This is a genomic window from Brevundimonas sp. ZS04 (assembly GCF_001956865.1).
Taxonomy (GTDB): Bacteria; Pseudomonadota; Alphaproteobacteria; order Caulobacterales; family Caulobacteraceae; genus Brevundimonas; species Brevundimonas diminuta.
On sequence record NZ_MTHE01000001.1, the window covers coordinates 488,085 to 507,274 of the forward strand.

The 19,190-nt window shown below is 67.3% G+C and carries 19 protein-coding genes; 4 read left to right on the plus strand and 15 right to left on the minus strand.

Annotation, left to right across the window (positions count from 1 at the left end):
* Position 1 precedes the first annotated feature (1 nt).
* Positions 2-571: a LemA family protein gene (locus BJP32_RS02390; RefSeq protein ID WP_076222697.1), complete on the minus strand. Its 570-nt coding sequence runs from the start codon at positions 569-571 to the stop codon at positions 2-4.
* 102 nt (positions 572-673) lie between these two features.
* On the minus strand, positions 674-2,887 hold the full coding sequence (gene parC, locus BJP32_RS02395; RefSeq protein WP_076222699.1) for a DNA topoisomerase IV subunit A: 2,214 nt from the start codon (positions 2,885-2,887) through the stop codon (positions 674-676).
* Between the two features lie 103 nt (positions 2,888-2,990).
* Between parC and BJP32_RS02400 the strand changes: the two genes are divergently transcribed.
* The gene (locus BJP32_RS02400; RefSeq protein WP_046654203.1) at positions 2,991-4,058 is read left to right on the plus strand and encodes a nitronate monooxygenase family protein; all 1,068 of its coding nucleotides are present in this window, start codon (positions 2,991-2,993) and stop codon (positions 4,056-4,058) included.
* A 31-nt stretch (positions 4,059-4,089) separates the two neighbouring features.
* Here BJP32_RS02400 and recO read toward each other — a convergent pair whose 3' ends face one another.
* Positions 4,090-4,821 carry a DNA repair protein RecO gene (gene recO, locus BJP32_RS02405; protein WP_046654204.1) on the minus strand — a complete coding sequence of 244 codons (732 nt, stop codon included), beginning with the start codon at positions 4,819-4,821 and terminating at the stop codon, positions 4,090-4,092.
* Complete coding sequence (locus BJP32_RS02410) at positions 4,821-5,276, minus strand: nuclear transport factor 2 family protein (protein ID WP_046654205.1); 456 nt, start codon at positions 5,274-5,276, stop codon at positions 4,821-4,823. Before BJP32_RS02410 ends, recO begins: the two co-directional genes overlap by 1 nt.
* 241 nt (positions 5,277-5,517) lie before the next feature.
* On the opposite strand from BJP32_RS02410, the gene BJP32_RS02415 reads away from it, so the two are divergent.
* The gene (locus tag BJP32_RS02415) at positions 5,518-5,958 is read left to right on the plus strand and encodes a VOC family protein (RefSeq protein ID WP_046654207.1); all 441 of its coding nucleotides are present in this window, start codon (positions 5,518-5,520) and stop codon (positions 5,956-5,958) included.
* 114 nt (positions 5,959-6,072) lie between these two features.
* The gene (locus tag BJP32_RS02420) at positions 6,073-7,581 is read left to right on the plus strand and encodes an acetyl-CoA hydrolase/transferase family protein (RefSeq protein ID WP_046654208.1); all 1,509 of its coding nucleotides are present in this window, start codon (positions 6,073-6,075) and stop codon (positions 7,579-7,581) included.
* 10 nt (positions 7,582-7,591) lie between these two features.
* On the opposite strand, the gene BJP32_RS02425 is transcribed toward BJP32_RS02420, so the two are convergent.
* Positions 7,592-8,464, minus strand: a complete 873-nt coding sequence (locus tag BJP32_RS02425; protein ID WP_046654209.1) for a DMT family transporter — start codon at positions 8,462-8,464, stop codon at positions 7,592-7,594.
* A 133-nt stretch (positions 8,465-8,597) separates the two neighbouring features.
* On the opposite strand from BJP32_RS02425, the gene BJP32_RS02430 reads away from it, so the two are divergent.
* Positions 8,598-9,953 carry a PLP-dependent aminotransferase family protein gene (locus tag BJP32_RS02430; protein WP_046654211.1) on the plus strand — a complete coding sequence of 452 codons (1,356 nt, stop codon included), beginning with the start codon at positions 8,598-8,600 and terminating at the stop codon, positions 9,951-9,953.
* Here the strand turns inward: BJP32_RS02430 and BJP32_RS02435 are convergent.
* The 10 genes from BJP32_RS02435 to rpoZ all read right to left on the minus strand — a co-directional run bounded on the left by BJP32_RS02435 (position 9,943) and on the right by rpoZ (position 19,190).
* Entirely contained in the window at positions 9,943-11,181 is a 1,239-nt protein-coding gene (locus BJP32_RS02435; RefSeq protein ID WP_046654213.1) for a serine hydrolase, read from the minus strand. The two genes, BJP32_RS02430 and BJP32_RS02435, sit on opposite strands and share 11 nt — an antisense overlap.
* A gap of 4 nt (positions 11,182-11,185) precedes the next feature.
* Entirely contained in the window at positions 11,186-12,151 is a 966-nt protein-coding gene (era, locus tag BJP32_RS02440) for a GTPase Era (RefSeq protein ID WP_046654214.1), read from the minus strand.
* Positions 12,148-12,864 carry a ribonuclease III gene (rnc, locus tag BJP32_RS02445; protein WP_046654216.1) on the minus strand — a complete coding sequence of 239 codons (717 nt, stop codon included), beginning with the start codon at positions 12,862-12,864 and terminating at the stop codon, positions 12,148-12,150. The genes era and rnc overlap by 4 nt, the downstream gene beginning before the upstream one ends.
* Positions 12,864-13,790 carry a signal peptidase I gene (gene lepB, locus BJP32_RS02450; RefSeq protein WP_046654218.1) on the minus strand — a complete coding sequence of 309 codons (927 nt, stop codon included), beginning with the start codon at positions 13,788-13,790 and terminating at the stop codon, positions 12,864-12,866. The genes rnc and lepB overlap by 1 nt, the downstream gene beginning before the upstream one ends.
* A gap of 112 nt (positions 13,791-13,902) precedes the next feature.
* A complete protein-coding gene (acpS, locus tag BJP32_RS02455) occupies positions 13,903-14,304 on the minus strand; it encodes a holo-ACP synthase (RefSeq protein ID WP_003165381.1) in 402 nt (133 codons plus the stop codon).
* A complete protein-coding gene (locus tag BJP32_RS02460; protein ID WP_076222703.1) occupies positions 14,301-15,047 on the minus strand; it encodes a pyridoxine 5'-phosphate synthase in 747 nt (248 codons plus the stop codon). Before BJP32_RS02460 ends, acpS begins: the two co-directional genes overlap by 4 nt.
* A gap of 15 nt (positions 15,048-15,062) precedes the next feature.
* Positions 15,063-15,647, minus strand: coding sequence for an orotate phosphoribosyltransferase (gene pyrE, locus BJP32_RS02465; RefSeq protein WP_046654221.1), 585 nt, complete (start codon positions 15,645-15,647; stop codon positions 15,063-15,065).
* A gap of 45 nt (positions 15,648-15,692) precedes the next feature.
* Complete coding sequence (locus BJP32_RS02470) at positions 15,693-16,472, minus strand: TIGR00730 family Rossman fold protein (RefSeq protein WP_076222809.1); 780 nt, start codon at positions 16,470-16,472, stop codon at positions 15,693-15,695.
* Positions 16,473-16,509: 37 nt separating this feature from the next.
* On the minus strand, positions 16,510-18,771 hold the full coding sequence (locus BJP32_RS02475) for a bifunctional (p)ppGpp synthetase/guanosine-3',5'-bis(diphosphate) 3'-pyrophosphohydrolase (RefSeq protein ID WP_046654223.1): 2,262 nt from the start codon (positions 18,769-18,771) through the stop codon (positions 16,510-16,512).
* Between the two features lie 59 nt (positions 18,772-18,830).
* Positions 18,831-19,190: a DNA-directed RNA polymerase subunit omega gene (gene rpoZ, locus BJP32_RS02480; RefSeq protein WP_003165386.1), complete on the minus strand. Its 360-nt coding sequence runs from the start codon at positions 19,188-19,190 to the stop codon at positions 18,831-18,833.

Here is a 19,190-nt window from a genome sequence, read left to right on the forward strand (position 1 = left end):
CTTAGAACTTCACCGTCGGCGGGGCGGCGTTCAGGGCGGCGCGTTCGCCCTCGCCCACGTCGAAGAAGGGCTTGTCGGCGCCGAAGCCAAACATCCCGGCGAACAGAACGGTCGGAAACTGGCGGCGCACGGCGTTGAACTCGCTGACCGCATTGTTGAAGAAGCGGCGCGCGGCGGCCAGCTTATTCTCGATGTCCGACAGGTCCATCTGCAACTGCTGGAAGTTGGCGTTGGCCTTCAGGTCCGGATAGGCCTCGGACAAGGCGAAAAGGCGGCCCAGGGTCGCGGTCAGCATGTTCTCGGCCTGCACCTTCTCATCAATGGTGCGAGCGCCCGCAGCGGCGGCGCGCGCCTGGGTCACAGCGTCCAGGGTGCCGCGCTCATGCGTGGCGTAGCCCTTCACCGTCTCGACCAGATTGGGGATCAGATCCTGGCGCTGCTTCAGCTGCACGTCGATGTCCGCGAACGACTGGTTCGCCGTCTGATCCAGCTTCACCAGCCTGTTGTACGCGCCGACCACGACGAACAGCAGAATGACGACGATGACGCCGATGATGATCCAGGTGATCATTGAGCCTCCTCCAGCATTTCAGGCGGAATATGGGGGGCGGAAGGCCCGGCAACCAGTGAATTCGGCGTCACCCTTCCCTCTCCCGCCGGGAGAGGGTTGAACTCAGCGGAACTTGCGCAGACCGCGCGGGCCTTGGCGACCGGCCCCGGCGCGCTTGCCCAGCCAGTCCTTCCAATCGGGCCAGTTGCGGCGACGACCGCCGCCGTCGGCCCATTCCGGCCCCGCCTCAGCGTTGAACACCGTCACATCGGCCAGATCGCCCTGCTTGTAGTTCTGCAGCTTCACGCCCTTGCCCCGGCCCATTTCGGGCAACTCGGCCAGGGGGAAGATCAGCGTCTTGATGTTCTCGCCGATGACGGCGACGTGGTCGGCCTGCGGCTGGCTAGGGATGCGCAACATGGCCAGCATCTCGCCGTTCAACACCTGCTTGCCGCCGCGCTTCTGGGCCAGAAGGTCGTTCTCGGGCGCGACGAAGCCGTAACCGGCCTTGGACGCGATCAGCAGCTTCGCATCGGGTTCATGCGCCACGACATTGATGATCTCAGCCTTCTCGTCCAGATCGATCATCAGGCGCAACGGTTCGCCGTGGCCGCGCCCGGAGGCCAGCTTGTCGGCGCCGATGGTGAAGATGCGCCCGTCCGACGCCCCGACCAGCAGCTTGTCCGTCGTATAGGCGGGGACCAGGAAGCCCAGCTTGTCGCCTTCTTTGAACTTCAGCTCGGAGGGGTCGTCGACCTTGCCCTTGGCGGCGCGGATCCAGCCGCGATCCGACAGGATGACGGTGATCGCTTCGCGCGGAATGAAGGCTTCCGGCGCCACGAAGGCCGAGGCGTCGACCGCGTCGCCGATCACGGTCCGGCGCGGCGAGACCAGGGCCTTGCGCACGGCCTCCAGTTCCTTGCCGATGGCCTTCCACTGTTTGGTCTCCGAAGACGTCAGCGCCTGCAACGCCGCAAGTTCTTCCGACAGCTCCTTGAATTCCTTCTCGATCGTCATCTCTTCGAGACGGGCCAGCTGACGCAGACGGGTGTCGAGAATGAAGTCGGCCTGAAGCTCGCTCAGTCCGAAGGTCGCGATCAGCGCCGCCTTGGGCTGTTCTTCCTCGCGGACGATGCGGATGACCTCGTCCAGATTCAGGAAGACGATGCGCAGGCCTTCCAACAGGTGCAGGCGCTTTTCGACGCGGGCGATGCGCCACTGGCTGCGGCGGTTCAGCACCACGCGGCGGTGATCCAGGAAGGCCCGCAGACAGTCCTTCAGGCCCATGACGCGCGGCGTGCCGGTGGCGTCCAGCACGTTCATGTTGATGGGGAAGCGCGTCTCCAGATCGGAAAGCTTGAACAGGCTTTCCATAAGGACTTCAGGTTCTACCGTCCGGGACTTGGGCTCCAGGATCAGGCGGATGTCCTCGGCCGACTCATCGCGGACGTCGGCCAGCAGCGGCGCCTTCTTGTTCTCGATCAGGTCGGCCAGCTGTTCGATCAGCTTGGACTTCTGCACCTGATAGGGAATCTCGGTGACGACGATGCGCCAGACGCCACGGCCCAGATCCTCGGTGTCCCAGGCGGCGCGCAGGCGCACCCCGCCCCGGCCCGTCTCATAGGCATCCAGCATGGACGCATGGCCCTCGACCGAGACGCCGCCCGTGGGGAAGTCCGGCCCCGGCACGATCTTGACCAGGTCTTCGGTCGTGGCGTCCGGCTGCTCCAGCAGCAGGTGACAGGCGTCGATCAATTCACCGACGTTGTGCGGCGGGATCGAGGTCGCCATGCCCACGGCGATGCCCGATGACCCGTTGGCCAGAAGATTGGGGAAGCCCGCCGGCAGGACCACCGGCTCTTCGTCCTGATCGTCGTAGGTGGGACGGAAGTCGACCGCATCCTGATCGATGCCGTCCAGCAGCAGGACGGCGGCGGGTGTCAGCTTGCACTCCGTATAGCGCATGGCGGCCGCGCTATCGCCGTCGATATTGCCGAAGTTCCCCTGACCGTCGACCAGCGGATAGCGCTGGGCGAAGTCCTGCGCCAGACGGACCAGCGCCTCATAAATCGAGGCGTCGCCGTGCGGGTGATAGCCGCCCATGACCTCGCCGACGACCTTGGCGCATTTGCGCGCCGCCGCCTGCGGGTTCAGCCGCATCTGGTGCATGGCGTACATGATGCGCCGGTGCACCGGCTTGAAGCCGTCACGCACGTCGGGCAGCGCCCGGTTGGTGATGGTCGACAGGGCGTAGGCCAGATAGCGGCGCGACAGCGCATCGCCCATCGGTTCTTCGACGATGCGGCCGCCTTCGGGCGTCGGGGTGTGGATGGTCATACGGCTTCGAATCAATGATCGGACGAGGAAAGTCTAGCGCAGCCGGGGCCTGACGCCGGGATTGTCAGCGCCTATCTGTGCAGAAACGCGCGAAGGAGCTCCGATGAAGACCGCCCTGACCGATCGCCTCGGCCTGTCCTTCCCCCTGATCCAGGCGCCGATGGCCGGAACCTCGACCGCCGAACTGGCCGCCGCCGTGTCGAACACGGGGGCGCTGGGCTCCATCGCCCTGGGCGCCATCGACGCCGAGGCGAGCCGCAAGGCTATCCGCGCGGTGAAGGCGCTGACCGACCGGCCGTTCAACGTCAATCTGTTCTGCCATGCGCCGGTTGCGGCTGATCCGGCGCGCGATGCGGCATGGATCGACAGCCTGCGCCCGATCTTCAGCGAGTTCGACGCCGCGCCTCCCGAACGCCTCAACGACATCTATCAGAGCTTCCTGACCGATGACGCCAAGCTGGCGGTGCTAGTCGAGGAGAAGCCCGCCGTGGTCAGCGTCCATTTCGGCCTGCCGCGCGCCGATCAGATCGCAACGCTGAAGGCGGCGGGCTGCGTCCTGATCGCCAGCGCCACCACGCCCGAGGAAGGCCGCGCCGCCGTCGCCGCCGGGTTCGACATGGTGATCGCCCAAGGGGTCGAGGCGGGCGGCCATCGCGGCGTCTTCGACCCGGCCGATGATCCGCGCTTCGCCACCCTGCCGCTGACGCGCCTGCTGGCGCGCGACCTGCCGGTTCCGGTCATCGCGGCGGGCGGGATCATGGACGGCGCCGGAATCACGGCGGTGCTGGCGCTGGGCGCGGCCGGGGCGCAGATGGGCACGGCCTTCGCCTCGTGCCCGGAGTCGGCGGCGGATGCGGCCTATCGGGCAGTTCTGTCTGGTGTTGAGGCCGGGCGCACGCGGGTCAGCGCCGCCATCTCCGGCCGCCCGGCGCGCGGGGTGGAGAACGCCTTCATGCGCCGCGCCGATGAGACGAAGATCGCCGCCTATCCGTATGCCTACGACCTCGGCAAGGCGCTGAACGCGGCGGCAAGGGCCAAGGGCGACAACGGCTATGCGCCGCACTGGGCCGGACAAGGCGCGCCGCTGGGCCGCGCCCTGCCTGCCGCTGAACTGGTCGCGGTGTTGGAAAGGGAAACACGCAAGGCGATTGCGGGGCTGTCCCGCCTCTAGCCCATCGCCGGGATGAGCGGGCGTGAGGCAGCTACAGCCGCCCCGCCTCGCCCAGCTTGTCGATCATCCAGACGCGCGCAGGCGGCAGGGGCCGATTCAGGGCGTGGAAGACGAACTGCTCAAGGAAGTGGCCTGTCAGCTCCAGCCCCGCCTTCACGTCGCCCTCGCCCAGCCCGGCCTGCGCGCCCAGCATGAAGGGCGGCAGGGCCAGCAGCTTGTCGGCATAGGGCGCGCCCGCCTCGCGGCTGACGGCGCGGCCGGTGCGGGGGCTGACCCAGACCAGATCGTCCATCGACCCTGTTGAGGCGCAGCGCGACAGGTCGAGACCGAAGCCCAAGTCCTCCAACAACCCGGCCTCGAACCGCACGAAAATGGCGGGCCAGACCTCGGGCACGGCGAACGCGCCCATCAGCGCCTCGAAGGCGTAGAAGGCGCCGGGATGCGGCTCCCGCTCCGGCAGGGAGCCCTGCGCCACCGCCGCGGCGGCGCTCAACCCGGTCAGGGCTAACGGGTCGTCGAACAGGGCGGCCGGGCCTTCGCCCACCGGCTCCAGCCGCGCCGAGCCCAGCTGATCCGACGTCCGCGACCGCAGGTCGGCGACGACCCGCGCGCCCGGCTGCAGGAAGGGCCGCATCCGCCGCGACGCCCCGCCCGCGACATAGGCGGCGCGGCGACCGTGCCGCTCGGTCAGCAGATCGACCACCGCCCCCGTATCGCCATGCGCCCGCGCCGACAGCACGAAGGCGTCGTCCTGAACCTCCATCAGTCGGCCTTGATGGCGTCGACGACAGCGCGCGCTTTGTCGTTCGGTACGGCGAAGCTGAGGACGTATTGCTCGATCTTCCAGCCGTCCTCGGTCAAGCGCAGCACGCCCGAGCCTCGCGTGGTCCCATAGGCGTCGTTATCCAGCACCTCGTCGAACCAGGCGACGCAGCGGCACTCGATCGGGGCGAGGGTCACGGTCCGCGCCGTCGGGCGATAGGTCCAGCCCTTGCCTTGCGAGAAGTAGGGCATGGCGTAGGCGCGGAACTCCGGCAGGCTCCACCGCTCGCCCGCATCGGTGCCGATGAAGCGGGCGTCCGGCGTGAAGGTCGCGAAATAGGCCTCCCCGTCTGCGACCGAGGCGGCGGCGTGCATGGCGTCCAGCGTGCGCTCAATCGGCGCGGTCTCTGCGGGCGCGGCGGACAGTTGAAGCATCATCAGGGCGGCGGTGATCATGAAGATGTTCTAGTCCTGTTCCCGCGCAGACGAAAGCGCTGTCCTTCTCCCCTTGCGGGAGAAGGTGGCAGGCGAAGCCTGACGGATGAGGGGGCGCGCAACGGCAAAATAACTCATCAAACTCCAGGCGCGGCGAGACCCCTCATCCGGCCCTGCCGGGCCACCTTCTCCCGCAAGGGGAGAAGGGCTTGGAGCCGTTCGTCCGCCTGGCGCGTTTCGCCTCCATCCGAAGGAGGATCCCATGAAGATCGTCACCAGCCTCAGCTTTCAGGGCCAGTGCCGCGAGGCGCTGGAGTTCTACGCCCGCGTGCTGGGCGGCAAGGTCACGGCCGCCTTTCCGTACGGCGACGGCCCGCCCGACATGCCGGTCGATCCCAAATACAAGGACTGGCTGATGCACGGCTGGCTGGAGGTCGGGGATCAGGCGATCATGGGGGCCGACATGCCGCCCGAGTTCGCGCCGAACATCGACAAGCCCAAGAACGGCTTCGACGTGTCGTATCACACCGACGATCTCGCCAAGGCGCGACAGGTCTTCGACGCCCTGTCCGAGGGCGGCAAGGTGTCGATGCCCTTCGCCGAAACCTTCTGGTCTCCCGGTTTCGGCAGCTTCACCGACAGGTTCAGCATCCCCTGGATGGTCAACACCAACCCTACGGCGGGCTGGAAACCCGGCGGTTGACGCCATTGTGATCACGAACTGTTACGACCAAAGCCGTATTGGAATCAGGGTGATGCGGCGCCTATGTCCGCGTCGTTTCATGAGCCCTCCCCGGCTCCAGTCGTCAGGTTTGCGATGTCCCGCGTCCGTAACGCCGCCCTCAAGTCGAAGATCATGTCCGCCCAGGACGCCGCCGCCCTGATCCCGGCCAACTCGACCGTAGGCATGAGCGGCTTCACCGGCTCGGGCTATCCCAAGGTCGTGCCCATGGCCCTGGCCGAGCGGATCGAGGCCGAGCACGCGGCGGGCAATCCGTTCAAGCTGAAGGTCTGGACCGGCGCCTCGACCGGGCCCGAGTTGGACGGCGCCCTGGCCAAGGCGGACGGCATCGAGTTCCGCCTGCCCTACAACTCCGACCCCATCGCCCGCGAGAAGATCAACAAGGGCGAGATGGAATATCTGGACATGCATCTGTCGCAGGTGGCGCCGGTCGCCTGGCAGGGCTTCCTCGGCCCGCTGGAGACGGCGGTGGTCGAGGTCTCGGGCATCCGTGAGGACGGGGCGCTGATCCCCTCGTCCTCCATCGGCAACAACAAGACCTGGCTGGACCGCGCCGACCGGATCATCCTTGAGGTCAACAGTTGGCAAAACGCGGCGCTGGAGGGGATGCACGACATCTACTACGGCACCGCCCTGCCGCCCGCGCGCGTGCCGATCCCGCTGACCAAGCCGACCGACCTGATCGGCGAGACGGTCTTCCGCGTCGATCCGTCCAAGATCGCCGCCATCGTCGAGACCGACAGCCCCGACCGCAACCTGCCCTTCGCCGCGCCGGACGCCAGCGCCACGGCCATCGCCGGGCATCTGATCGAGTTCCTGCAACATGAGGTGAAGCTGGGCCGCCTACCCGCCCATCTGCTGCCGCTGCAATCGGGCGTGGGCAATGTCGCCAACGCCGTGCTGGCGGGTCTGGCCGACAGCCCGTTCGAGAATCTGACCGCCTATACCGAAGTGCTGCAGGACGGGATGCTGGACCTGCTGGACTCAGGGAAACTGACCGTCGCCTCGGCCACCGCCTTCTCGCTCAGCCCCGAGGCCGCCGCCGATCTGAACAGCCGGATGGAGCAGTTCCGCGGCAAGATCATCCTGCGCCCGCAGGAAATCTCGAACCACCCGGAGATCATCCGCCGCCTCGGCTGCATCGCCATGAACGGCCTGATCGAGGCGGACATCTACGGCAACGTCAACTCGACCCACGTCATGGGCTCGCGCATCCAGAACGGCATCGGCGGTTCGGGCGACTTTGCGCGCAACGCCTATATTTCCTGCTTCGTCACGCCGTCGACGGCCAAGGGCGGCAAGATCTCGGCCATCGTCCCTATGGCCAGCCACGTCGACCACATCACCCAGGACGTGCAGGTCATCGTCACCGAACAGGGCCTGGCCGACCTGCGCGGCCTGTCGCCCAAGCAGCGCGCCCGGTTCATTATCGCCAACTGCGCCCACCCCGACTATCGTGACGCGCTGAAGGACTATTACGACCGCGCGCTGAAAGGCTCCTACGGCCTGCAATCGCCCCACCTGCTAACCGAGGCGCTGTCGTGGCACCAACGCTTCATCGAAACGGGGTCGATGAAGGCCTGACCCGCCCGTCTCAGGCATAGCGGCGGGCCACGGCGACGCTGGCCACGGTCAGGGCGGCCGCCGCGACCATGGTCCACGGCACGGCCTCGTGCAGCACCAGACCCGCCAGCGCCAGGGCGAAGAAGGGCTGGAGCAGTTGAAGCTGCCCCACGCTGGCGATGCCGCCCATCGCCAGGCCGCGATACCAGAAGATGAAGCCGACCAGCATCGAGAAGACCGAGACATAGGCCAGACCGGTCCACGCAGGCGCCCCGATGGCGCTCCAGTCGGCGGGCAGGTCCAACGCCGCCACCACCAGCATGATCGGCGCCGACAGCACCAGCGCCCAGCAGATGACCTGCCAGCCGCCCAAACGCCGCGCCAGTATGCCGCCCTCGGCATAGCCCAGGCCGCATATGATGATGGAGGCCAGCATCAGCAGGTCGCTGGTCCATGATCCGTCGCCGTGGCTGCTGAAGGCGAAGCCGATCACTGTGGCGCTGCCCAGACCCGAGAACAGCCAGAACAGCGGGCGCGGCCGCTCCCCGCCTCTCATGACGCCGAAAATGGCCGTGGACAGCGGCAACAGGCCGATGAAGACGATCGACCGGGCCGAGGTCATGTGCTGCAGCGCCAGAGCCGACAGCAGGGGAAAACCGACCACCACCCCGACCGCGATCACCGCCAGCGACATCAGATCGCGTCGATCCGGCCGCGCCTGCCGCGTGGCCAACAGCACCAGCCCCGCCAACGCCGCCGCGATGACCGCCCGCGCGCCCGTCAGGAACAGCGGCGACAGGTCGGCTACCGCCACCCGCGTCGCGGGCAGCGAACCGCTGAAGATCACGACCCCCAGAAGCCCGCAGATCAGGCCGTCGATGCGCTTCTGTTTCGCCGTGTCCATTCCGTCTTCCTCTTCGCCGCCTGATTGGACTCCCGGCGCTGGCGAAGGCAGCCACAGATCGATACGCTTCTGCCAAACTGTATGGGTTATGGAGCCGACACGGTTGTCACGCAGCACACGCACCACAAAGGTCATGGAGGCCATTCGCGCGCGTATCGCCGGGCGCAGCCTGGCCCCCGGCGACCGCCTGCCGTCGATCCGGCGTTTCGCCGAGACCATGGCGGTTTCCCCTTCGACCGTCGTCGAGGCCTATGACCGGCTGGCGGCCGAGGGGTTGATCCGCGCCCGGCCGGGATCAGGCTTCTATGTCTCGGGCGCCGCCCTGCCCCCGCTCAGTTTTGCGGTCGATCCCGGCCTGCACGACCGCGCCGTCGACCCCTTCTGGGTGTCGCGCCAGTCGCTGGAGGCGCCGCCGGAGGCCCTCAAGCCCGGCTGCGGCTGGCTGCCTGCGGACTGGATGCCGACCGAGGCGCTGCGCAAGGCCCTGCGCGCCGTGGCTCGGGCGGACGACGCCCTTCTGACCGACTATGGCGGCGTGCTCGGCTCGAGGGCGCTGCGCCGCATCCTTCTGGGCCGGCTGGCGACCGAGGGGCTGCAACTCGGCCAGGATCAGGTGCTGCTGACCGCCTCCGGCACCCATGCCGTCGATCTGACGTGCCGCTATCTGCTGCGGCCCGGCGATACAGTGGTGGTGGACGATCCCTGCTACTTCAACTTTCGCGCCCTGCTGCGCGCGCATCAGGTCCAGGTCGTCGGCGTCCCCTACACGCCCACGGGCCCTGACGTCGAACGGTTCGAGGCCGTACTGAAACAGGCGTCGCCCCGGCTCTATCTGACCAACGCCGGGCTTCAGAACCCGACCGGCGCCGGCATCGCGCCCCAGACGGCGCACCGCCTGCTGAATCTGGCCGCCGCGCATGACCTCACCATCATCGAGGACGATCTTTTCGCCGATCTGGAGCCCGAGCCCACCACCCGTCTGGCGGCGCTGGACGGGCTGAACCGGGTCATCCGCATCGGCAGCTTCTCCAAGACGCTGTCGGCCTCCCTGCGCTGCGGCTACATCGCGGCGCGCGTCGACCGGATTTCGGACTTGGCCGATCTTCAGGTGGCGACGGGTTTTGTCGGCGCCAGTCCCGTGGCGGCCGAAGCCATCGCCCACGTCCTGGCCGGGGGCGGCTATCGCAAGCATCTGGACGAGGTTCATCGACGCCTGGCGCGCAAGCGTCGCGAGGTGATCGCCCGCCTGAGATCCATCGGCGTCGAACCCTGGATCGAGCCGCGCGGCGGCTTCAATCTTTGGTGCCGACTGCCAGGCGAGATCGATTCCGCAGAATTGGCGCGCGCCGCGCTGAAAGAGGGCGTCGTCCTGGCGCCCGGCGACGTGTTCAGTCCCTCACAGACGGCCAGCCGCTTCATGCGGGTCAACGTAACTCACTGCGACGACCCGCGCCTGATGAGCTTCCTGCGCCTAAGCCTCAGCGGCTGAGCGCGGCGGGGAACGGACGGCCGAGAGCCTCGGCCATGGCCTGCTGGTTGATGAGCAGCACCAGGTCGCGCAGGTGATAGTTGTTCGACAGCACCACCACCGTCACGTCCTGATCGGGCTGATAGGACACCAGGTTGCGGAAACCCGCCCAGCTGCCGGTGTGGTAAATCTGGCGGTCGCTGAACGGCGAAGAGGTCCGCTCGCCCAAGGCGCTGACGTAGATGCCGTAGCCATAGGCCCGATGCGGCCCGCGTCGCTCCGGCATATCGTCCGGCGCATGGTCGGCGATCATGTCAGCATAGGCCTTGTCGCTCAGGACGTGGCCCTGATGCAGAGACCGGTTCCAGGCCAGCATATCGTCCAGCGTCGAATACAGCGCCCCGGCGCCCGCCACGACGCTGACATTGGCGATGGGCTGCGGCGTCAAGCCGGCTGGAAACAGGCCGTAGCCCATGGCCAGCCCCTGGGCGTCGTCATTCACGTCCGAGCCGGTGTCCTTCATGCCCAGGGGCTTGAGGATCGCCTGCTCCATATAGGTCTCGAACGGCTGGCCGCTGGCCTTTGACACGATCTCGGCCGCCAGGTTGAAGGCGGCGTTGTTGTAGCGGACCTTCGTCCCCGGCTCGAACTGCAGGCCATAGCGGGCCGAAGTCTCGGTCAGTTCCTGCGATGTGCGGTGGGTGACGCGGATACGGCCCCACTCGGCCTGGGCCATCACGTCCGGAATGCCCGAGGTGTGCGACAGCAGGTGATGGATACGCAGCGGTCGCCAGGCGTCGGGGCACGGTTCGATCCATTTGCAGACGGGATCGTCGACCGACAGCTTGCCCTCGTCCTGAAGCTTCAGAACGGCGACGGCGGTGAACTGCTTGGACACCGAGGCCAGGCGGAAACGAGTGTCTAGGGCGAAGGGCGTATCCTGCTCATAGTTCGCCTTGCCATAAACCTGGCGGAACAGAACCTGATCGCCCCGGGCCACCAGGACGGCGCCGGTGAACTGCTTGCTGGCCGCCAGCTGGTCCAGACGTTCCTTCAACTGCGGCAGGGCCTCGACCACCTCGACCGGCGGACGCTTGGGCAGGTCTGTCCGATAGACGGCGGCCGCCTGGGTTTCCGGCGCGACAGCCTTCACGAACCACGCGCCCGCCCCGGCCGAGATCAGGCCGGCGGCGACGAGGGAACCGAGGAACCAGGGCCTTCCGCCCGCGGTCTTGGGAACGATGAACACGAGACTAGACGTCAAACTCCAGGCCGAACTGGGCGTACAATGCCTTTGAGTCTTGCCATTTGGGATCGACTTTGACGGTCAAAAACAGGTGAACGGGCCGATCCAGGATCTCGATCAGCTCCTCGCGCGCCTTCTGGCCGATCCATTTCAGGGTCTGGCCGCCCTTGCCCAGAACGATCGGCCGCTGGCTTTCACGCTCGACATAGATGGTCTGTTCGATGCGGGCCGAACCATCCGGTCTGTCCTCGAACGAGGTCGTCTCGACCGCCGCCGAATAGGGCAGTTCCTCGTGCACGCGCAGATAGACCTTCTCGCGCGTGATCTCAGCGGCCAGGACGCGCAGCGGCACGTCCGCCGACTGGTCCTCGGGGTAGAGCCACGGCCCCTCGGGCATGGCCAGGGCCAGGCGCGTCTTCAGATCGTCCACGCCGTCGCCGCTGAGCGCCGAGATCATGAAGACCTCGGAATAGACGCCCGTCTCGAACAGGCGCTGCGACAGGGCCAACAGGGTGTCGCGGCGCATGCCGTCGATCTTGTTCAGCGCCAGGATGACCTTGGTGTCGGTCGCCTTCAGATTGGCGATGATGGTCTCGGTGTCCTCGGCCGAGCGGCGGTCGGCGGCGGTGCCTTCGCGACCTTCAGCGTCAATATGCGACTGGGCGTCGATCAGATGGACGACCACGTCCGCGTCCTGCGCCCCGCCCCAGGCCGATGCGACCATGGCGCGATCCAGACGGCGGCGCGGCGTGAAGATGCCGGGCGTGTCCACCAGCACGATCTGGGCGTCGCCCTTGATGGCGATGCCGCGCACGGGGAAGCGCGTGGTCTGGACCTTCTGGGTGACGATGGAGACCTTGGAGCCGGTCAACCGGTTCACCAGAGTCGATTTGCCCGCATTGGGCGCGCCGATGATGGCGGCGAAGCCCGCACGCTGGCCGGTGATCTCGGTGGTCTCGGTGGTCTCGGTCAAATTACGTCTTCTCGTTTCAATAGGGCGATGGCGGCGGCCTTTTCCGCCTCCTGTCGCGAACGTCCCTGGGCGCGGGCCGGTTCATAGCCCGTCACCGTCGCCTCGACCGTGAAGGTCGGCGCGTGATCCGAGCCAGTGCGCTGGACCACTTCATAGGTCGGCAGCGGTCGGCCCTGGCCTTGCGCCCATTCCTGCAGGGCGGACTTGGGGTTGGTCACCGCCGCACTCGGAGGCGCGGCCAATTCTTCGGCCCAGGCGCGTTCGAACACGGTCTGAGCGGCGATCAGACCGCCATCGCGATAGACGGCCGCCAGGATCGCTTCCACAGCATCGGCGATGACTCCGGCCTTTCTGCGGCCGCCCGTCTTGGTCTCGCCGGGCGACAGGCGAAGCGCGTCGCCCACGCCCAGCCGTTCGCCCACGCGGGCGCAGGCGCTCTTGTCCACCAAGGCGTGCAGGCGGGCGGACAGCTGCCCCTCGTCCGCTGACGGATAGTCGCGCACCAGTCGATCCGCGACCAGCAGGCCCAGCACCCGGTCGCCCAGGAACTCCAGCCGCTCATTGTCGGCAGGCGTCTGCGGCCCCGCCCCCTCGCCCACGCTGGAGTGCGTCAGGGCGCGCTCCAGCAGGGAGGCGTCCTCAAAGTCATGCCCCAGGCGCTGGCGCAGGGCCGCCACGGCCTCGGCGCGCACATTCGTGCGTCCGCCGGCCATCAGTCGAGGATCTTGAAGAACCGGCTGAAGCGCACATTGGCGAACCAGCTGACCGGGTTGAACAGCGAGGCGCCCGGCGTCCACGAGAACATGATGATCTCGGCCTTGCCGACCAGGTTCTCGGCCGGGACCATGCCCACGCCGGCCGACATCTCGACGCGGCTGTCGATCGAGTTGTCGCGGTTGTCGCCCATCATGAAGTAGTGGCCGGCCGGAACCTCATACAGCGGGGTGTCGTCCAGATCGCCGCCGGGGCCGAAGTCCTGCGTCATGAAGGTGCGGCCGCCCGGCAGGGTCTCGCGCAGCTGGGTCACGGCGCGCGGGCCGAACATGTCGGCCATCTGGGCGCGGCTGACCACCACGTCCTGAACCGGCGCGCCGTTGATGTAGAGTTTGTTGGCGATCATCTGCACCTTGTCGCCCGGCAGGCCGATCACGCGCTTGATGTAGTCCGTCTTGTTGTCGCGCGGCAGCTTGAACACGGCGATGTCGCCGCGCTCCGGCGCCTTGCCCAGGATGCGGCCGTTGAACACCGGCGGGCTGAACGGGATCGAGTGCTTGGAATAGCCGTACGACCACTTCGACACGACGATGTAGTCGCCTTCGTACAGGTTCGGCTCCATCGAGGCCGACGGGATGGTGAAGGGCTGGAACAGCAGCACCCGCAGCACCAGCGCGATCAGCAGGGCGAAAACGACGGTCTTGATGATCTCGACCGTTTCGTTGCTCGCGGACTTTTCTTTCTTCACTCGCTTGGCCTTCCTGGCGCGCCGGGGCGCATAGATCGGGGTCTCGCTGTCGAGGGCTTCGGGGTCGTCCCCCATGTCGAAGGGCGCGTCGCCGTCGTCGCTCCAGATCGGCCGTTGGTCAGCCGGATCGAGGGCTGGGTCGGCTGCTCCGCCGTTCGCCTTGGGGTCGTCGCTCATCGTCTGCTCGAATCCCCCGCCGAACGCGGGGTTTGAAGGTCGAGGCGTAGTCGCTGAACCCGCCGCGAGCAAGACTCTGGATGATGAAGGAACCGCAACCTTCGCGGCGGCGTCAGGCCTTGGGCAGGGCCTCGATCACCACGAAGGCCAGGGCGTAGGGGTGTTCGTCGCTGAGGGTCAGGTGGATGCGCGCCTCATGGCCCGGCGGGGTCAGGCGAGCCAGATGCTCGGCCGCGTGGCCGGTCAGGGCCAGCGTCGGTTGACCAGACGGCAGATTCACCACCCCCATGTCGCGCCAGTAGACGTCGGACCGCATGCCGGTGCCCAGGGCCTTGGCGCAGGCCTCTTTCGCCGCAAACCGCTTGGCGTAGCTCCACGCCGGGTCAGCCTTGCGGTCCGAGCGGGTGCGCTCCAGCTCGGTGAAGACGCGCTGTTTGAAACGGTCGCCGAAACGGTCCAGCGACGCCTGGATGCGGCGGATGTCCGAGAGGTCGGCGCCGACGCCGATAATCACGAAACAGCCTCGTCCATCGCCGCGCGCATCCGGCGGATAGCGGCGTCCAGGCCGACGAAGACCGCCTCGCCGATCAGGAAGTGGCCGATGTTCAGCTCGACGATCTCGCGAATGGCCAGCACATCGCCTGCCGTGGCGTAGTCGAGACCGTGGCCCGCATGAACCTCCAGCCCCAGAATGTCGGCCTGGGCGGCGGCGGCGGCCAGACGGTCGAACTCGACCGCGCGCTGAGCCGGGTCGGTCAGGTGGCAATAGCGGCCGGTGTGAAACTCGACCACCTGGGCGCCGACCGCGGCGGCGGCCTCGACCTGGTCCTCGGACGGTTCGATGAACAGGCTGACGCGGATACCGGCATCCGACAGGGTCTTCACCACCGGGGCGATGCGGGCCTCATGACCGGCGACGGCCAGACCGCCCTCGGTCGTCACTTCCTCGCGCCGCTCGGGCACCAGGCAGGCGGCGTGCGGCCGGTGGCGCAGGGCGATGGCCAGCATCTCCTCCGTCACCGCCATCTCGAAGTTCAGCGGCTTGTCCGCGCGGCGGCACAGGGCCGTCAGCACGTCGATGTCGGCGTCGGTGATGTGACGGCGATCTTCGCGCAGGTGGGCGGTGATGCCGTCAGCCCCCGCCGCCAGCGCCGCCTCGGCCGCGCGAGCCGGATCGGGATGAGCGCCGCCGCGCGCGTTACGGACCGTGGCGACGTGGTCGATATTGACGCCCAGACGAACCCGCTGACGCTTCATCCCGTTCTCTCTTCTCTACTTCGACAGGCGACGGCTGCCCGGATCCTCGACCGGCAGGGCGGCCAGTTCCGGCGGCAGGGCGTCGGCCGGATAGGCGGGCACCTCCATTGAGGCCAGGGCGATCAGGGGCACGCCCACATCGACCTTTCCGCCCGAACGGTCGACGATGCAGGCGGCGGCGACGACTTCGCCGCCCGCCTTCTGGATCGCGGCGATGCATTCGCGCGACGACAGACCCGTGGTGACGATGTCTTCGACCATGACGATCTTCTCGCCCGGCTCGACCGAGAAGCCGCGACGCAGTTTGAACTCGCCGCCCTCGCGCTCGACGTACATGGAACGGACGTTCAGGTGCTTGGCCGTCTCATAGCCGGGGATGATGCCGCCGACGGCGGGCGAGATCGCCGCATCGACAGGCCCGACCGTCGCGACGATCTTTTCCGCCAACGCCTTGCACAGGCGCTCGCAGCGGGCGCCGTCCATGAAGACCAGGTTCTTCTGCAGGAAGACCGGGCTGTGCAGGCCGGACGAGAGGACGAAATGGCCTTCGCGCAGGGCGCCGGCGTCGCGGAATTCGTTGAGGACGTCTTCAGTGTTCATGAAGGCCGTCCTTAGACCCTGCAGCGGCCGCCCTCAACCCGCGCCCTATTTGATGTCGCAGTTGGGCTTCAGGCCGCCTTCCAGCAGCTTGGTCCACACCGTCTCGGCGTCATCGGCGAAGGCGAACAGCTTCATGTCCGACGCCTTGACCATGCCGTGCTCGATCAGGGTGTCGAAGTTGATGACCGAACGCCAATAGGCCTCGTCGAACAGGACGATGGGGATGGGCGGGGCCTTGTCCGTCTGGCGCAGGGTCAGGATCTCGAACAATTCGTCCAGAGTGCCGAAACCGCCGGGGAAGACCACCAGGGCGTTGGCCCGCATGGCCAGGTGCATCTTGCGCATGGCGAAGTAGTGGAACTGGAACGTCAGTTCAGGCGTCGACCAGGGGTTCGGGAACTGCTCGTGCGGCAGGGTGACATTGAAGCCGATCGAGGGCGCCCCGGCCTCGTGCGCGCCCTGGTTGGCGGCCTGCATGATGCCCGGCCCGCCGCCCGTGGCGATGACGTTGTCGCGCACCTCGCCCGGCTCGCCGCGGAAGGCGCCGCCGCGTTCGGAGGCGATGCGGCCGAACTGACGCGCCTGCTCGTACCAGTAGGCGTGGCGGCCGTCGCCGTTCACGCCGACGCGGGCGCTGCCGAAGACCACGATGGTCGAGCGCACGCCCCAGGCCTTCAGCGCCTGCTCGGCCTTTTCATACTCCATCAGGAAGCGCACGCCGCGCATCGACTCGCCCAGCAGGAAGTCCTGATCCAGGGCGGCCAGACGATAGGAGGGCGAGGCCATCTGGGCCTCGTTGGCGAGCTTCTGTTGTTCGGGGGACATTTCGACCTTTGAGAAAACTGATGGCGTCAGCGTCGGCTCAGCCGCGCGCGCGATCAACCGTATCGACGTAGGGATTGGCCCTCAGCGCCGCAATGATCATGGTGGCGTGGCGGGCGTCCTCGACCTCCACGTCGATGTCGACGTCGTAGAAGTCGTGCTGACGGTGCGCCATCGACAGGTTCAGGATGTTGCCGCCCGCCTCGCCGATGATGGACGCCACCTGCCCCAGCACGCCGCGCGCATTGGTCAGGGTGGCGTGCAGCTTCACCGCGCCGACAGCGCTGCGCTCGGCCTGCGGCGTCCATTGCAGATCCTGCCAGACGGAGTCGTCATCGGCGAAATCGGCCAGGGTCTGACAGTCGATGGTGTGGACGGTCAGACCCTTGTCCGGCTCAAGAATGCCGACGATGCGGTCGCCCGGCACCGGCGAACAACACTGGCCGAAATGGATGCTGACGCCCGGCGTCAGACCGCCGCCGCGCACGAACAGACGCGGCGATTCCTCGCCGATGCGCTTGCGCTCCGGCCCGGCCTTCAACTGGCCCTTCAGCGCCGGGAACAAGGTCTCGGCCACGCGCGTGGCCGTCAGACGCCCCCGGCCGATGGCGTCGAACATGTCCTCCTCCGACGGCATGGCGAAGGTCTTCAGCACCTCGGTCAGCTTGACGTCGGCCAGCGACTTGCCCGCCCGCTCCAGCGTCTGCTCCAGCGTCGTCTTGCCCAGGCGCACGAACTCTTCGCGCTCCGAGGTGCGGATGTGGCGGCGGATGGCCGAGCGGGCGCGGCCCGTGACCGTCAGGCTGCGCCAGTCGGTCGGCACCTCGCGCTTGGTCCCGCGGATGATCTCGACCACGTCGCCGTTCTGAAGCGCCGTGCGCATGGGCTTCAGCTCGCCGTTGATCTTGACCCCGACGGCGGTGTCCCCGACCTCGGTGTGGACGGCGTAGGCGAAATCCAGCGGCATCCCGCCGCGCGGCAGGGTGATCAGTGTCCCCTTGGGCGTGAAGACGAAGACCTGGTCCAGATACATTTCGAGCTTGGCGTGCTCGACCCAGTCCTCTCCCCCCTCTCCGTGCTCGATCACCTGAACCAGATGGCGCAGGTTCAGAAGGGGGTCGCGGCCGCCGTCAGCCTCCATCGCCTCACGGTCGAAGCCGTAGGACTGGTTCTTATAGGCCCAGTGCGCCGCCACCCCGTCCTCGGCCACACGGTCCATGATCTCGGTGCGGATCTGCATCTCGATGCGCAGGCCGCCCGGCCCGACGACCGTGGTGTGCAGCGAGCGGTAGTTGTTCGACTTGGGCGTCGAGATGAAGTCCTTGAACCGCTCCGGCACCATCGGCCAGGCGCGGTGAATGACGCCCAGGGCGCGGTAACAGTCGTCCTCGCTCTCGACGATGACGCGGAAGCCGTAGATGTCCGACAGGGATGAAAAGCCGACCGTCTTGCGCTGCAGCTTGCGCCAGATGGAATAGGGCGTCTTCTCTCGGCCCTTGACCCGCGCGGTCAGCCCCGCCTCGGACAGCACCCGCTCGATCTCGGGCGAGACGGCCTCGATGGCGCTGCCGTTCTCCAGCTTCAGCGCCTCCAGGCGGCGCTGGATGGCGACGCGCGCCGTGGCGTTCAGATGCTCGAACGCCAGCTCCTCCAGCTCGGCGGCGATGGAGTGGATGCCGATCGAACGGCCCAGAGGGGCGTAGACTTCCAGCGTCTCGCGGCTGATGCGCTCGCGCTTCTCCGGCTTCACGAAGTGAAGGGTGCGCATGTTGTGCAGGCGGTCCGCCAGCTTGACCAGCAGCACCCGCACGTCGCGCGAAATGGCCAGAATGAACTTGCGCAGGTTCTCGGCTTGACGCGTGTGCTCGGCCTGAAGCTCCAGCCGCGACAGCTTGGTCACGCCCTCGACCAGGACGGCGACCTCTTCGCCGAACATCTCGGCGATGTCCTCGCGCGTGGCCGAGGTGTCCTCGACCACATCGTGCAGCAGGGCCGTGACGATGGTCGCCGTGTCCAGCCGATAGTCGGTCAGGATGCCCGCGACCTGGATCGGATGGGCGAAATAGGGATCGCCCGAGGCCCGCAGCTGCGAGCCGTGCATCTTCATCGCATAGACATAGGCGCGGTTCAGCAGCGCCTCGTCGGCGGTCGGGTCATAGGCCTTGACCGCCTCGATCAGTTCGAACTGGCGCATGATCGGTGCGCGCTTGGTATCAGACAATGCAGGGCCTTCAGACGACTTCGGCGCCGCCCCGGCAGGGGGCGACGCCGACTTGTCTTCCAGATTCGCGGGTTGGTCCATCGGCGTGTCCGCCAGGGGCCGCGCCGTTGAGGAGGTGACGCCGGTGACAGGCTCTGCCGTCAGTAGCGTTCCTCCTGGCCCCCGTCGCGGTCGCTCTGCAGCGCGCGGATCAGTTCGGCTTCGGCCATGTTCATGTGCTGCGGTTCGGCCAGCAGGGCCACGACTTCGGCTTCATCCTCAGCCTCGGTCCGCTCATCGACCCGTTGCAGGGTGGTGATGATGTTCTCGCGCAGTTCGTCCGGGGTGACGGTGTCCTCGGCCAGTTCGCGCAGGGCGACGACCGGGTTCTTGTCGTTGTCGCGGTCCAGCGTCAGCGGCGCGCCGTTGGCGATGTTGCGGGCGCGGTGACCGGCCAGCAGAACCAGACCAAAGCGGTTCGGCACCTTTTCGATGCAGTCTTCGACAGTGACGCGGGCCAT